Raw genomic sequence first — 15497 nt, forward strand, 5'->3', positions numbered from 1 at the left:
CATGGCTATCATTTCATATATCGATGCCGTCACACAGGCTATACGCGAAGAGATGCAGCGTGACAGTAAAGTTTTTGTAGTGGGTGAAGATGTTGGTGTCCGCGGCGGTGTGTTCAGAGCGACTGCAGGATTGATCGAAGAATTCGGGGAAGAGCGTGTGATCGACTCGCCGCTTACTGAATCGGCTATTGCCGGAGTAGGAATCGGGGCTGCCATGTACGGGATGCGTCCTATTGCAGAAATGCAGTTTGCCGACTTCATCATGCCTGCCGTTAACCAGATCGTGTCAGAAGCAGCAAAAATCCGCTATCGTTCCAATAATGACTGGACATGCCCGATCACGATCCGTGCTCCTTACGGCGGCGGTGTTCATGGAGCGCTTTACCACTCTCAGTCTGTTGAAGCTCTGTTTGCAAACACACCTGGGCTGAAGATCGTCATGCCATCTACTCCTTATGATGTTAAAGGTCTGCTGAAAGCGGCAATCCGAGATGAAGATCCTGTATTGTTCTTTGAGCATAAACGGGCATACCGCCTGATCAAAGGCGAAGTCCCTGATGAAGAGTATGTACTTCCGATCGGAAAAGCGGATGTGAAGCGCGAAGGAGAAGATATCACGGTCATCACATACGGACTTTGCGTCCATTTTGCTCTTCAGGCAGCCGAGCGTCTAGAAAAAGACGGCTTCTCTGCACACGTTCTGGATCTTCGCACTGTATACCCGCTCGATAAAGATGCGATTATCGAAGCAGCATCCAAGACAGGCAAAGTACTTCTTGTCACAGAAGACAACAAAGAAGGCAGTATCATGAGCGAGGTCGCTGCCATCATCGCGGAGAACTGCCTGTTCGACCTTGATGCACCGATACAGCGTGTGGCAGGACCGGATGTTCCAGCTATGCCTTATGCACCGACAATGGAAAAGCATTTCATGGTCAATCCAGATAAAATCGAAAAAGCAATGCGTGAACTTGCACAATATTAAGTGCTGGAGAGGAGAAAACCCATGGCTGTTAAAAAAATTACAATGCCCCAGCTCGGAGAGAGCGTGACAGAGGGCACGATCAGCAAATGGCTTGTAGGCCCTGGTGATCATGTGAATAAATACGACCCGCTTGCAGAAGTGATGACCGATAAGGTGAACGCTGAAATTCCTTCTTCTTTCAGCGGTATCATTAAAGAACTGGTGGCACAGGAAGGCGACACGCTCGCTGTAGGAGAACTGATCTGCCATATTGATACAGAAAGCAGCGGCGACAGCGGCAAAGCAGATGCTGCAGAACCTGCTGCAGAAGTTCCAGTGCAGGAAAGCAAGCAAGTCCCTGCGGCGGATACTGCCAATGCTGCAAAAGGCCGCTATTCTCCTGCTGTTGTAAGACTTGCCGGCGAACATGGCATCGACTTAAACGGGGTGTCAGGAACAGGTCTTGGTGGACGCATCACGAGAAAAGATATCCAAAAGCTTATCGATTCAGGTGAAAGACCGCAGGCAGCGAGCAAGCCTCAGCAGGACAGAAAAGATGCCGCGTCTGCACCAGCCGCATCACCGGCACCTGCAGCAGCTGCAGAAACTAAACTCCAGCCAGTCCAGGTACAGGCAGCACACGGTGACATCGAAATTCCGGTGAGCGGTGTGCGCAAAGCAATCGCTGCCAACATGGTAAGGTCTAAGCACGAAGCACCTCACGCATGGACGATGGTAGAAGTAGATGTGACAAATCTTGTGAACTTCCGCAATTCTGTAAAGGGAGACTTTAAGGCGAAGGAAGGCTATAACATTACGTTCCTTCCATTCTTTATTAAAGCAGTAACTGAATCTCTAAAAGAATACCCGCAGATCAATTCCATGTGGGCAGGAGACAAGATCATCCAGAAAAAAGACATAAACATTTCAATTGCGGTTGCCACAGATGACGCGCTGTATGTGCCAGTCATTAAACATGCGGACGAAAAAAGCGTAAAAGGCATCGCGCGTGAAGTGAACGAGCTCGCAGGCAAAGTAAGAAGCGGCAAATTGTCAGGCGATGACATGAAAGGCGGCACGTTCACAGTAAACAATACCGGTTCTTTCGGCTCCATCATGTCTACCCCGATCATTAATTATCCGCAGGCAGCCATCATGTCTGTTGAATCGATCGTGAAGCGTCCCGTCATCATTGATGGCATGATCGCCGTAAGAGATATGGTGAACCTTTGTTTATCACTTGACCACCGTGTTCTTGACGGCCTTGTATGCGGAAGGTTCCTTGCTTCCGTTAAGCAGCGGCTGGAAGGCATGACTAAAGAAAACACACCTCTTTATTAATTTTCGGCTCGCTCTGAATTGTTCTATAAAGATTGTGAAAACAGCAAGAAGCATAATTTTTTATTAAAACAGGTTTAAAAGGGATTTCACGGGGTACATTCAGAATATAGAATACCCCCTACCCCCCTATAGAAAAAGCGCCGAATTCAATTCGGCGCTTTTTCTTTTGCTTCCTATTGTTTTTGAGTACAATAACAAAGAAGGGACGTGACGATATGAATTTTCAGTTCAATCAATTTAACTTGTTCAACGATGTCGCAGAAATGGCACGCAAGGAAATGGTGGAAGCAGGCTATGAGCAGCTGATCACACCTGAAGATGTGGATACAGCGCTAAAAAAGCCAGGAACGACACTCGTGATGATTAATTCCGTATGCGGATGTGCGGGAGGCATCGCCCGGCCTGCAGCATCGTTCGCACCTAAAGGAGATATTGCACCCGATCATCTTGTAACAGTGTTTGCTGGACAGGATAAAGAGGCAACTGAAACAGCACGCAGCTATTTCACTGGTTATCCTCCGTCCTCGCCATCCTTTGCTCTTCTTAAAGACGGAGAAATGAAAATGATGGTCGAGCGGCATGAGATCGAAGGTTCCGATCCGATGGAAGTCGTTAACAAGCTTCGTGCAGCTTTCAAAGAGTATTGCTAAGACACATACAGCCTTTATACAGGCTGTTTTTTTATTGCACATGAACAAATAACTGGCTCGTTCTAATCAAAGGCTGTTTTCACAAACTTTGTTGCTATAAAGAAGTCAGAAAAGCAGTTGATCTCCGTTTCACGTCCACGCTTTCCGCGGGGCGGGCGTGAGCCTCTTTATCCGTGCTCTTGGACTAATGATTATTCAGAATAATTAATATTTATAAATATTCATTTGAAGTGTGTTAAAATCCAAGATAGTGAATAAATATGAATTCTTCTTTGGAGGTTGCCAAGGAGCGAATTATTAATCATACTATTTTTAATTATCTAAATATAAAGAGAAGGGGTTGTCACATGATTAAGAACAACAAGTGGATGCTGCTCGTGCTGACGGCAGTCATGCTGACAGGCTGGTTTGCACAGGGATTTCTTTCGGAGGCGCCTAATGCATCTGCCAAAGAAAAGCATAACAAGACGCTCGTGATGGGCACTTCGGCGGACTATGCTCCGTATGAATATATCGATACTGCTAAAAGCAATGAAATTATAGGCTTTGATATTGACCTTGCAAGACACATAGCGGATGAACTCGGCTATAATCTTGTGATCAAGGATATGGATTTTAACGGGCTGATCCCTGCACTGGATTCGGGCAGAGTTGATTTTGTCATGGCGGGCATGACGCCTAACAAAGAGCGAAAAGAAAAAGTTGATTTTACGAAGGTCTATTACAGCGCCCAGCAGCTGATTGTTACGAAAGACGAAAATATTAAAAGCATCGAAGACCTGAAAGGAAAAAAACTTGGCGTACAGCTTGGTTCAATTCAGGAAAAAGAAGCAATAAAAATCAAGAAAAAAGTAAAAAACGTTAAAGTTGAAAAGCGGAACAAGATTCCTGACCTCGTCCAAGAGCTTCAAACGAAACGGATAGATGCAGCGATCATTGAAGACGGTGTAGCGGTTGAGTATTTAAACCAGAACAGCAAGCTGAAAGCATTCGTCATCCCGGATACAGGATCTGCCGGTTCTGCAGTCGCGCTTCCTAAAGGCAGTGATCTGACAGAGAAGTTTAATAGTGAAATTGATAAGATGAAAGAGAACGGCGAACTCGACAAATATGTAAAAAAGTGGTTCAAAATCGAGAAAAGCGAGAATGAAAAAAAGGATGCAGCAGCGATTGATTTTTCTGTCGTCTGGTCTTCGCTTGATTTTATCCTATACGGTGTAATCACAACACTTAAGTTTGTCGCTGTTTCCATCGTCCTTGGATTCCTGCTCGGTTCTTTGCTTGCACTCATGAAAATCAGTAAAACGGCGCCGCTCAGATGGTTTGCGGATGCTTATACGTCGATTTTCAGAGGCACGCCGCTTATCTTGCAGCTGTTGATTATCTATTTTGCAACACCGCAGCTGACAGATTATGAGATCAGTGCCTTTTTAGCTGGTGTGCTCACATTCGGATTGAACTCGGCTGCCTACATTTCAGAAATTATCCGCGCCGGAATCAGCGCAGTCGACAAAGGGCAGCGGGAAGCCTCTCTGGCACTTGGTATTCCATACAGCAGCATGATGCGCCAGATTATCCTTCCGCAGGCTTTAAAGAACATCCTGCCTGCACTGATGAACGAATTTATTACTTTGACGAAGGAATCAGCGATCATCGCCGTGATCGGCGCGATGGATATTATGCGCCGGGCGCAAATCGTCGGTGCTGATACGTACCGTTACTTTGAACCGCTCATTATCGCGGGTCTGATCTACTATGTGATGGTCATGGGCCTTACAGTATTAGGACGCAAGCTTGAAAGGAGAATGAGCCGCGGTGATTAAAATAAAAAACCTTTGCAAACAATTTGGCAAAAATGAAGTACTGAAAGATATTTCTCTTAATATAAAGCAGGGGGAAGTAGTAGCGATCATCGGACCGTCAGGGTCAGGTAAATCAACGCTTCTCCGCTGTGTCAATAACCTTGAAACAGCAACTTCTGGAGAAGTTTGGTTTAAGGAACAAGAAGTAACAGGGAAAAAAGCCGATATCCAAAAAATCAGAACAAAGATTGGCATGGTTTTCCAGCATTTTCACCTGTTCCCACATATGACAGTGCTGGAAAACGTTACGTATGCACCTAAAACGGTCAATGGCATTTCCAAGACTGAAGCCGAAAGTTCGGCAAAAGAGCTTTTAAGCAAAGTGGGGCTTTCTGAAAAAGCAGAAGAGTACCCAGGACGCTTGTCAGGAGGTCAGAAGCAGCGGGTAGCAATCGCACGTGCTTTGGCTATGAATCCTGAGGTGATGCTGTTCGATGAACCGACCAGTGCTCTTGACCCAGAAATGGTAAAAGAAGTTCTTGATGTTATGAAATCACTTGCACAAAGCGGCATGACAATGGCGATCGTCACACATGAAATGGGATTTGCCAGAGAAGTTGCAGACCGGGTGCTGTTCCTTGATGAGGGTGTCCTCGTGGAAGATGCCTCGCCACAAGCATTTTTCACTGCGCCAAAGTCCGAAAGAGCAAAAACATTCTTGCAAAAAGTGTTATAGTGTAAAAAGCCCCTTTCGAGGGGTCTTTTGTTTTTTAACAGACGTTTTTTAGGGAAAACTGTACATAAGAAAGAAAAGAGGTTTATTTTTATGCAGCGATTTACGATTGGCTACAGAACGCTTAAGACGGCTGCCGGGGCTGCAGCGGCCATATGGATCGCACAGATGCTTGGGCTGGAGTTTTACAGTTCGGCTGGCATCCTGACAATCTTGTGCATCAAGGTTACAAAAAAACGCTCCCTCATATCATCGTGGGAGCGTATATTAGCATGTGTGACTGGTATTGTATTTGCAGCGGCTATATTTCCGTTTTTCGGATATAACCCGCTGTCGCTCGCCCTTTTGCTTGTTTTGTTTATACCTTCAGCTGTTTCATTAAATGCAAAGGAAGGCATCATTACAAGTTCGGTCATCATCCTTCATCTTTATAGTGTTCAGAAGCTGTCATGGAGTATTGTATGGAATGAACTCGCGCTGATTGCTATCGGTGTTGGTACCGCATTGTTAGCGAACCTTTATATGCCGAGCATGGAAAGGGAGCTGAAAAAGCTGCAGGAACAGGTAGAAGAAAAGTTTAAGGCCATCTTCCATGAATTTTATCTTTATCTCCAGCACGATTCTCATCGCTGGGACGGCAAAGAGATCACAGAATGCGCTGCGCTGATCACGAAGGCAAAAAGCTTGGCATTTCGTGATGTCGAGAACCATTTTGCACGGCATGAGAACGAATACTACCATTATTTTAAAATGAGAGAAAAGCAATTTGAGATCATTGAGCAGATGCTGCCGATCATCTCATCCATTGATAAATCCTATATTCAAGGAGAGAAACTCGGGCGGTTCTGTGAAAATTTAAGTGAAAGAGTACATCCCGGAAATACAGCTGTTCTATTTTTGGATAAGCTCGAACAGCTGCGCCTGGAGTTCCGCGAAATGCCGCTCCCGAAAACGCGGGACGAATTTGAGACCCGGTCCAAGCTGTTTTATTTGCTGAATGAGGTAGAGCAGTACTTAGAGATTAAAAAGAAGTTTAAAAAAAGCGATGTGTAAGAATGCGGTCAGCAGCAAGTGAAATACTAAAAGAAAAAAAGCGGTGAACCTTTATGCTAATTTTCAAAGCGGCAGTCCTGCTGCAGATCGCATTATCACCTGTCTGGCCGATGGGAAACGCTGCTGAGCTTGGAGACCCTTTTGTTATCGTCAATAAAGCAACAAACACGATGGCACTGATAGAGGGAGGACAAGTTTCGAGAATCTTTCCTGTGGCGACAGGCAAGACAGATGACCTTACGCCCGTAGGAACGTTCCGTGTTACAGTGAAGGCTGTGGATCCTTATTACAGAAAAGACGACATCCCGGGCGGAGATGAAAAAAACCCTCTCGGTACTAGGTGGATCGGATTTGATGCACGAAACACTGATGGGCGGCAATATGGCATTCACGGAAACAACAATCCGTCTTCGATCGGAAAATATGTATCCAACGGCTGTATACGGATGAAGGAGGACGATGTTCAGTATGTATATAAACACCTCCCGGATGGGGCAGCTGTAGTCGTTATCAAGTCTGAGGCTGGCTATAAAGAAATTTTGCAGCAAATAAAAAGACAGTAGTAAGAGGCCCGGAATCGATGATTCCGGGCCTCTTTTAATAGTTTAATTTTTACATGAATAATGACAGACCTGTCAGCAATGAAGTGATGACAAGAGATGCGATCATAACATAAACGACCGCTTTAATTAGCTTTGGTGACATGCATAAACATCCTTTCATACAGCAACCGGCCTTTTTTCTCCATTTTAACGGGTTTTCTCGTTCCGTACAAGAACAAGGCGCAACAGGATTTGTCGAAAAAATAAGAATATCAGCAGGAAAAAGCGCTTTCATGACGAATTTTATAGTGTTGCTTATCTTTGCAGCAACGGCTATAAGGACGACTGTTTCTATACAGTCAAGCTAATGGGAGATTCTAGAACAGGAGGCGCTAATAAACATGCAGCAGCGTTATGAGGAATGGAAAAGAAAAACAGAAGCGTTGATGGAGAAGTTCCCTGAAAGAAAAAAGGAATTCACGACTAGTTCTGATATACATATTGAACGGCTGTACGGACCGTCTGAGGATGGATATGAGTATGATAAACTCGGTCTGCCAGGAGAGTATCCTTTCACTCGCGGCATACAGCCGACGATGTACCGTGCACGCCACTGGACGATGCGCCAATACGCAGGCTTCGGCTCAGCGGAAGAAACGAACCATCGTTTTCGGTATTTGCTTCAGCAAGGGCAGACTGGCCTCTCGGTGGCGTTTGATCTGCCGACACAGATCGGATATGACTCTGATCACGCCATGGCAAAGGGTGAGGTCGGAAAAGTAGGTGTTGCCATCGATTCTCTAGAAGATATGGAGGCGCTTTTAAAAGACATCCCGCTCGACCGCGTCAGCACATCGATGACGATAAACGCACCTGCAGCAGTACTGCTGGCGATGTACATCGCGGTAGCTGAAAAGCAGGGAGTGCCGTCAGAAAAAATCTCTGGAACGATACAGAATGACATTTTAAAAGAATATATCGCACGAGGAACATACATATTTCCGCCAAAGCCGTCCATGCGCCTGATTACAGATATCTTTGCCTACTGCAAGGACTTTGTGCCAAAGTGGAACACGATTTCTATATCTGGCTATCATATTCGTGAAGCAGGCTCAAACGCCGTACAGGAGCTCGCATTTACAATCGCGAACGGCCTTGCGTATGTGGATGCGGCGATCGAAGCAGGACTGAATATCGATGAGTTCGCACCAAGGCTCGCATTTTTCTTTAATGCGCATAACGATTTTTTTGAAGAAGCGGCAAAGTTCAGGGCAGCAAGAAGGATCTGGGCCCGTTTCATGAAAGAGACATACGGTGCAAAAAATCCAAAAAGCTGGCAGCTCCGTTTTCATACTCAGACAGGCGGATCTACATTGACAGCACAGCAGCCTGACAACAACATCGTCAGGGTTACCTTGCAGGCGCTGGCAGCAGTACTAGGCGGAACACAGAGTCTTCACACCAATTCAAGGGACGAAGCACTGGCACTGCCTACCGAAGATTCAGCCCGTATCGCGCTCCGAACTCAGCAGATCATCGCTCATGAAAGCGGAGTGGCGGACACGGTCGATCCGCTGGCAGGTTCCTATTATGTGGAAAGCCTTACAGACTCACTTGAGGAAAAGGCGCTGGAGTATATCCAGAAGATCAAAGAGCTTGGGGGAGCCGTTTCTGCAGTCGAGCAAGGATATATGCAGCGGGAGATCCATCATACATCGTACGAGACGCAAAAAGAGATCGAGAAAGGCAGTCAGGTTATCGTCGGGATGAATTCGTTCATGCTTGAGAACGAGGTGCAGCCTGAATTGCTCAGAGTAGATCCGTCTCTTGGCGAGAAACAGAAGACAAAGCTTGAAGCATTGCGTGCTGGAAGGGACCATGACCGAGCGAGCGCTCAGTTGGAAAAATTGAGGCAGACTGCCCGCAGCGAGCGAAACTTAATGCCAGTCATTTTAGAATGTGTTAAATCGTACTGCACGGTAGGAGAAATCTGCGGCATATTGCGTGAAGAGTTCGGCGAATACCGAGGAATTTAGAGAGAGCGGGGAGAAAACATGAGCAAAACAATACGTGTGTTAATAGCTAAGCCAGGCTTGGACGGCCATGACAGAGGAGCACTCGTCGTCGCACAGGCACTGAGGGACTATGGGATGGAAGTCATCTACACGGGGCTGCGTCAGACACCGGAGCAGATTGTTGCTTCTGCTATACAGGAGGATGTAGACGCGATCGGGCTTTCGTGCCTGTCTGGCGCGCACAATGAACTGTTTCCAGAAATCACGAGGCTTCTCGGTGAGAGGGGTGCAGAAGATATCATTGTTGTCGGCGGGGGTGTCATTCCATGGGAAGACATACCGTTCCTTGAATCAAAAGGAATCAGAAAAATCTTCACGCCAGGTACACCGACTGTGGATACAGCCAAATTTATTGAAAAAGCAGTAGCAGAAAGGGACGGAACGGCTATTAATGTACCGATGACAGAACGTCCTGAACGCATCGATCATATCGGCATCGCTGTGACCTCGCTGGATGAAGCTCTTCCTTTTTACGTGAACGTTCTTGGCTTGAAGCTTGAAGCAGTGGAGGAAGTCGCAGAACAAGGCGTGAAAGTAGCGTTCCTGAAAATCGGCGAATCAAAGATCGAACTTCTTGAGCCTACAGACAGCTCAAGTGCGGTCGCCAAATTTATTGAAAAACGCGGAGAAGGCATCCATCATGTGGCGCTCGGCGTGACAGACATCAATAAGAGGATTGACGAGCTGAAAGAGAACGGTGTGCAAATGATCCATGATAAGGCAGTCAAAGGAGCAGGCGGAGCGGACATTGCTTTTTTGCATCCTTCTTCCACAAGAAAAGTCTTGTTTGAGCTGTGCGAGAAAAAGAAAGGGGACAGCTGAGGCATGGACATGTTTGATAAAATCAATGAACTGTATGACAAGAAAACGAAAATTGAGCTTGGCGGCGGAGACGACCGCATTGATAAGCAGCATGAAAGAGGCAAGTGGACGGCAAGAGAACGCATCTCTTATCTTCTTGATGAAGGGACGTTTGTGGAACTGAATCCTTTTATTGAACACCGTTGTGTTGATTTCGGCCTTGCGGGCATGGAAGCGCCTGGAGAAGGGGTTGTAACAGGATACGGCAAGATCGGCGGCCGTCCTGTTTATCTTTTCGCACAAGACTTTACTGTATTTGGCGGTGCGCTTGGAGAGATGCATGCCCAGAAAATCAGCGCAGTTATGGACCTAGCAGCCAAGAACGGCACGCCGTTTATCGGTTTGAACGATTCTGGAGGAGCAAGAATCCAGGAAGGTGTCGTGTCACTTGATGGATACGGCCATATCTTTTACCGGAACGCCATCTATTCGGGCGTGATCCCGCAAATATCTGTGATCATGGGGCCGTGTGCGGGAGGTGCAGTGTACTCGCCAGCTATAACCGATTTTGTGTTCATGGTGGAAAAGACGAGCCAGATGTTCATCACCGGACCTAAAGTGATTGAAACTGTTACAGGGGAGAAGATATCTTCTGAAGATCTAGGCGGAGCACACGTGCACAGCTCGAAAAGCGGCAATGCCCACTTTACGGGTGAAACGGAGGCAGAAGTGCTCGATCAGGTACGCCGTCTAATCTCCTTCCTGCCGCAGAACAATGAAGAAAAGCCTCCTGTCGCAGAATACATTGGACAAGAGAAGGGAGACGACAGGCCGGATCTCGCCGATCTCGTACCTTTTGACTCCACTAGGCCTTATGATGTCCGAAAGGTGATCGGGCAAGTGGCAGACGAAGGCAGCTTTATGGAAGTCCACGCCCAGTTTGCCAAAAATATTGTCGTCGGCTTTGCACGCATTAAGGGAGAAGTGGTAGGATTAGTTTGCAACCAGCCGAAAGTGATGGCTGGAGGTCTGGATATTGATTCTTCGGATAAGGCATCCCGGTTTATCCGATTCTGTGATTCATTCAATATTCCGATCATTACTTTTGAAGATGTGACGGGCTTTTTTCCCGGTGTTAAACAAGAGCATGGCGGGATTATAAGACATGGCGCGAAAATATTGTACGCCTATTCCGAAGCAACGGTCCCGAAAATTACCATAATAACAAGAAAAGCTTACGGCGGTGCTTATGTAGCGCTGAACAGCAAGTCAATAGGAGCCGATCTTGTTTTCGCCTGGCCGAATGCAGAAATCGCCGTCATGGGGCCGCAAGGGGCAGCGAACATTATTTTTGCCCGCGAGATCAGTGCGAGCGCAGATCCCGAGGAGCTTCGGGCTGCAAAGATCGAGGAATACCGTACAAAGTTTGCGAACCCTTATGTTGCGGCTGCCAGAGGCATGGTCGATGACGTCATCGATCCGCGCGAAACAAGGATAAAATGCATTCAGGCACTGGATATGCTGCGCACGAAGAAAGAGCAGCGTCCCTTCAAAAAACACGGGAATATTCCACTTTAGAACTGGAGATGTAGAGGCATGGTAAACGAACAGCGTCTGCTTGATGAGTTTTTAGAGCTTGTTCAGATTGATTCAGAAACAATGTTTGAGGAAGAGATTTCAAAGGTATTAACAAAAAAATTTACGGATCTCGGTGTCGAAGTGTATGAAGATGATGCAGCTTCTAAGACGGACCACAGCGCCGGCAATCTGATCTGCACACTGAAAGGGAACAAAGAGGGAGTAGATCCGATCTATTTTACTTCGCATATGGATACAGTTGTGCCTGGGAAAGGGATAAAGCCCTCTATTAAAGACGGCTATGTCGTGACAGATGGCACGACAATTCTTGGCGCGGATGATAAAGCAGGACTTGCAGCCATGTTTGAAGCGATCCGCATCCTAAAAGAACAGAACATTGAGCATGGAGATATTCAGTTTATTATCACAGTTGGTGAAGAATCAGGCCTAGTCGGTGCAAAGGTCCTTGATCCATCCAAAATTACAGCGAAGTATGGTTATGCGCTTGACAGTGACGGACCTGTCGGTGACATTATCGTGGCTGCTCCGACACAGGCTAAGCTTTTTGTTGATATATACGGTAAGACTGCCCATGCTGGCGTGGCACCGGAGAAAGGCGTATCAGCAATCACGATCGCAGCGAAAGCGATATCGCGCATGCCGCTCGGGCGCATCGATGAGGAGACGACGGCGAACATCGGCCGATTTGAAGGAGGAAGCCAGACAAACATCGTTTGCGACCATGTGAAGATTTTGGCTGAAGCCCGGTCCCTCATCAATGAAAAGATGGAAGTTCAGGCAGCAAAGATGAAGGAAGCGTTTGAATCCGCGGCAGCAGAGTACGGCGGACGTGCAGACGTAGAAGTCGTGGTCATGTATCCTGGATTTAAGTTCGGCGACGGAGATCACGTTGTGGAGCTGGCCAAGAAAGCAGCGGCTAGAATCGGACGTCCGCACAAGCTGCTTCAAAGCGGCGGAGGGAGCGATGCGAACGTCATCGCCGGACATGGCATCCCTACGGTTAACTTAGCTGTAGGATACGAAGAAATCCACACAACAAACGAAAGAATGCCTGTTTCAGAGCTTGTTAAAACGGCAGAAATCGTTGTAGCGGTCATTCAGGAAACAGCAGAATCAAAATAAAAGTTAAACTGCCGTGCTGACTTCCGCTGAAGGTGTACAGTTTAGCGCGAGGTTCGGGAGCCTCCTCAGCGTTTTGCGCATTGAGAGGTCTTCCCGTAATAGCCTCGGCGCTTATGCACGAACCAGCAAGGAAAATAAACTGCAGTAAGTTTAAAAGTCTAAATAATAAAGGCCGTTTTCGGCTTTTTTTATTGCTGACGGCACCTGGTTCTTTTTGCCTAAAGGTAATCGGATTATTATTTTAGGTTGACATTAACTTTACATATTATGTAAGATATTTTTAATATGAAATAAAATACATAAAGCACCACAAGCCAAACGTTCGGAGGAAAATTGATGAATGAGCTTGCCAATATGCATATGATGGTCAATTATATGCGGGGAGTGTACAAAGTGCTGGAAGAAGATTGGCAAAAGTCAGCCAAATCAATCGGCCTCACCCAAGCGGAACAGCATATTTTATGGATCGTTCATTTCGAACAAGAAGCAACGGTCACCCGGATCGCCCAAATTGGCTTATGGGATGTTTCCACAGTCATGCAGGTTATAAAAAGGCTGCGTGAAAAAGGTTTAGTTGACATTTTGAAGAAAAATTCGGACCGCCGTGTCTCTTATGTCAAACTGACAGATGAGGGCATAGATAAGCAAAAGCAGTCCACGAATTTTCAATGCAAACTGTACGATTTTATGAAAACGCAGATGGAGGATGAATCCAAAAAGACATTTCTTGTAGAACTGGTCAGGTTTCACAAAGAATTGAACGACCATTTTCATGGAAGTGACTATGTTGACTGGGTCATCAGCACAACAAAATCTCTCGAGGAGGCAAGATAACCATCTTGCCTCTTTTTTGTTTGTTTCTATAGGATGGACTTACTGTTTTCGTTTATTTTGAAATGGCAGAAGTGATAGTATCATATAATAATGATGAAGTATTAAAAGGAGCTTACCATGAATGGCCGGGAAACGAAATCAAAGCAGGATCATCCTGCATGTAGATATGAACAGCTTTTACGCTTCGGTTGAAACGGCGCTGAATCCAGATCTTAAAGGAAAGCCGCTGGCGATCGCAGGAAACGTAGAAGAACGAAAAGGCATCATCGTAACGTGCAGCTATGAAGCGAGAACTTTTGGGATCAAGGCCACTATGCCGCTTTGGCAGGCTAAGAAACTATGCCCGTCACTGATCGTACTGCCGCCGTCGTTCGACCGTTATCGTGACTACTCTTCCCGTATGTTTGATGTGTTGAGAACGTACTGCTCTCTTGTTGAACCGGTTTCCATCGATGAAGGATATATGGATATAACAGGAAGCAGCGTTCATCCAGTGGACCTTGCGCGCAAGATTCAAGCAGCACTCATCGATGATCTTCAGCTTCCGTCCAGTATCGGCATAGCACCCAATAAATTTCTAGCGAAAACAGCTTCAGATATGAAGAAGCCTATGGGTATCACGGTATTGCGAAAACGCGACTTGCCAGAAATGCTCTGGCCCCTGAAGGCGGGTGAGATGCACGGAATCGGGAAAAAAACCGAGGAGAAACTGAACGGATATGGCATCGTAACAATTGGTGATCTAGCGAGAGCGGACTTATATGCCATGAAGCAGAGGTTTGGCATTAACGGGATCAAAATGGTGGAACGTGCGAACGGGGTGGACAGGCGCCTTGTGGATCCGGACTCAGCAAATGATCATCAGTCTGTAGGGAGTTCGACCACCCTTGCAGAAGACGGCGGACATGAAAATGAACTTCTCCCTGTGCTGAAAAGTCTTTCGGCAAAAGTGGCGGACAGACTGCGGAAGAAAGAGCTGGTAGCCATTGCGATTCAGGTGACGATACGATACAGTGACCGTAAAACCGTCACAAGAAGCCGAAAGCTCCTGAACCCTGTTACGTCTGCAAAAGATATTGAAGCAGAGGCTGTCCGGCTTTTTAAAGAAAACTGGTGTCATGAACCTGTGCGTCTTCTCGGCGTTTCAGCTGCTGAAGTGCTGCCCATCTCAGAAGCGTACCGCCAGCTTGACCTTTTCTCTCTCGAAAGGGAAGAAAAGGACATTAAGCTTTATGAAGTCATGGAAGAGATTAGAAAAAAGCATGGCAGCGGTTCAATATACCGGAGGAAAGACAGAAGGTAATCGAAGGGGGATATGATCTTGGCAATAAGGAAGTATGCTCTGCCATTATTGGCTGCAGCTGTCTTGTTATGTCTGTTCATGCTGCTGGCAATATATTATGAATCCGCTTTTTTGAGAAAGTATGACCTCATGCTGGTACATGCTGCATCTCGTCTTCAGACTCCGTTTCTTGACGATGTATTCATTCTTATTTCAAACAGCGCATCACGTCCCTCAGAATTTTTCTTGCTCGCTGTTTTTTCTCTTTGGTGTGTAATAGTGAAAAAGAGGGTGGCAGAACCAATCTTGCTTGCTGCGTCTTTAATCGGGGTCAGATATATGAACAGCTGGCTGAAAAGCGTTTTTGAGCGCGATCGCCCCGCCTTTCAGCCAGTAATAGAAGCACCAGGCTTCAGCTTCCCAAGCGGGCATGCGATGATTTCTTTGGCGTTTTTTTTCCTGCTTTTTATAATATTATCCAGGGTTATCGGTGCATCAAGGTCGAAGACGAAAATTATCTTGATCGTAACGGGGGTATTTGTCTTTTTAGTCGGGTTCAGCAGGGTGTATCTTGGGGTGCATTATCCGAGTGATATATTGGCAGGATTTTCTGCAGGATTGCTCTGGCTGATGCTGAGCCTGGCACTGTATAAGCTTATTCCGCATTCAAAATCGCCTGACCATCTTAAACGGAGGTAG

15 protein-coding genes are annotated in these 15497 nt (G+C 46.5%); 14 read left to right on the top strand and 1 reads right to left on the bottom strand.

Going from position 1 to position 15497, the window contains the following annotated elements; translation table 11 throughout:
- Nucleotide 1: 1 nt before the first annotated feature.
- The 7 genes from CGZ90_RS00110 (at nucleotide 2) to CGZ90_RS00140 (ending at nucleotide 7106) form a co-directional block, all read left to right on the top strand.
- A complete protein-coding gene (locus tag CGZ90_RS00110; RefSeq protein WP_094250307.1) occupies nucleotides 2-985 on the top strand; it encodes an alpha-ketoacid dehydrogenase subunit beta in 984 nt (327 codons plus the stop codon).
- Nucleotides 986-1006: 21 nt separating this feature from the next.
- Nucleotides 1007-2305, top strand: coding sequence for a dihydrolipoamide acetyltransferase family protein (locus CGZ90_RS00115; RefSeq protein WP_094250308.1), 1299 nt, complete (start codon nucleotides 1007-1009; stop codon nucleotides 2303-2305).
- Nucleotides 2306-2520: 215 nt separating this feature from the next.
- On the top strand, nucleotides 2521-2955 hold the full coding sequence (locus CGZ90_RS00120; RefSeq protein ID WP_094250309.1) for a BrxA/BrxB family bacilliredoxin: 435 nt from the start codon (nucleotides 2521-2523) through the stop codon (nucleotides 2953-2955).
- Between the two features lie 347 nt (nucleotides 2956-3302).
- Nucleotides 3303-4778: an ABC transporter substrate-binding protein/permease gene (locus tag CGZ90_RS21175; RefSeq protein ID WP_094250310.1), complete on the top strand. Its 1476-nt coding sequence runs from the start codon at nucleotides 3303-3305 to the stop codon at nucleotides 4776-4778.
- Nucleotides 4771-5493: an amino acid ABC transporter ATP-binding protein gene (locus CGZ90_RS00130; protein WP_094250311.1), complete on the top strand. Its 723-nt coding sequence runs from the start codon at nucleotides 4771-4773 to the stop codon at nucleotides 5491-5493. Before CGZ90_RS21175 ends, CGZ90_RS00130 begins: the two co-directional genes overlap by 8 nt.
- Before the next feature lie 90 nt (nucleotides 5494-5583).
- Nucleotides 5584-6543 carry an aromatic acid exporter family protein gene (locus CGZ90_RS00135; protein ID WP_094250312.1) on the top strand — a complete coding sequence of 320 codons (960 nt, stop codon included), beginning with the start codon at nucleotides 5584-5586 and terminating at the stop codon, nucleotides 6541-6543.
- 53 nt (nucleotides 6544-6596) lie between these two features.
- Nucleotides 6597-7106, top strand: a complete 510-nt coding sequence (locus CGZ90_RS00140; protein ID WP_094250313.1) for a L,D-transpeptidase — start codon at nucleotides 6597-6599, stop codon at nucleotides 7104-7106.
- A gap of 49 nt (nucleotides 7107-7155) precedes the next feature.
- Here the strand turns inward: CGZ90_RS00140 and prli42 are convergent, their stop codons facing one another.
- Nucleotides 7156-7248: a stressosome-associated protein Prli42 gene (gene prli42 / locus CGZ90_RS20525; protein WP_165766713.1), complete on the bottom strand. Its 93-nt coding sequence runs from the start codon at nucleotides 7246-7248 to the stop codon at nucleotides 7156-7158.
- A 238-nt stretch (nucleotides 7249-7486) separates the two neighbouring features.
- On the opposite strand from prli42, the gene CGZ90_RS00145 reads away from it, so the two are divergent.
- The 7 genes from CGZ90_RS00145 to CGZ90_RS00175 all read left to right on the top strand — a co-directional run bounded on the left by CGZ90_RS00145 (nucleotide 7487) and on the right by CGZ90_RS00175 (nucleotide 15497).
- Nucleotides 7487-9121 carry an acyl-CoA mutase large subunit family protein gene (locus tag CGZ90_RS00145; RefSeq protein ID WP_094250314.1) on the top strand — a complete coding sequence of 545 codons (1635 nt, stop codon included), beginning with the start codon at nucleotides 7487-7489 and terminating at the stop codon, nucleotides 9119-9121.
- An 18-nt stretch (nucleotides 9122-9139) separates the two neighbouring features.
- Entirely contained in the window at nucleotides 9140-9982 is an 843-nt protein-coding gene (gene mce, locus CGZ90_RS00150; protein ID WP_094250315.1) for a methylmalonyl-CoA epimerase, read from the top strand.
- A 3-nt stretch (nucleotides 9983-9985) separates the two neighbouring features.
- Entirely contained in the window at nucleotides 9986-11539 is a 1554-nt protein-coding gene (locus CGZ90_RS00155) for an acyl-CoA carboxylase subunit beta (protein ID WP_094250316.1), read from the top strand.
- Between the two features lie 18 nt (nucleotides 11540-11557).
- On the top strand, nucleotides 11558-12682 hold the full coding sequence (locus CGZ90_RS00160; RefSeq protein WP_094250317.1) for a tripeptidase T: 1125 nt from the start codon (nucleotides 11558-11560) through the stop codon (nucleotides 12680-12682).
- 336 nt (nucleotides 12683-13018) lie between these two features.
- A complete protein-coding gene (locus tag CGZ90_RS00165; protein ID WP_094250318.1) occupies nucleotides 13019-13516 on the top strand; it encodes a MarR family transcriptional regulator in 498 nt (165 codons plus the stop codon).
- A gap of 121 nt (nucleotides 13517-13637) precedes the next feature.
- Entirely contained in the window at nucleotides 13638-14819 is a 1182-nt protein-coding gene (locus CGZ90_RS00170; RefSeq protein WP_094250319.1) for a DNA polymerase IV, read from the top strand.
- Between the two features lie 18 nt (nucleotides 14820-14837).
- The gene (locus CGZ90_RS00175) at nucleotides 14838-15497 is read left to right on the top strand and encodes a phosphatase PAP2 family protein (RefSeq protein WP_165766714.1); all 660 of its coding nucleotides are present in this window, start codon (nucleotides 14838-14840) and stop codon (nucleotides 15495-15497) included.

The organism is Fictibacillus aquaticus (assembly GCF_002245695.1).
GTDB lineage: Bacteria > Bacillota > Bacilli > Bacillales > Fictibacillaceae > Fictibacillus > Fictibacillus aquaticus.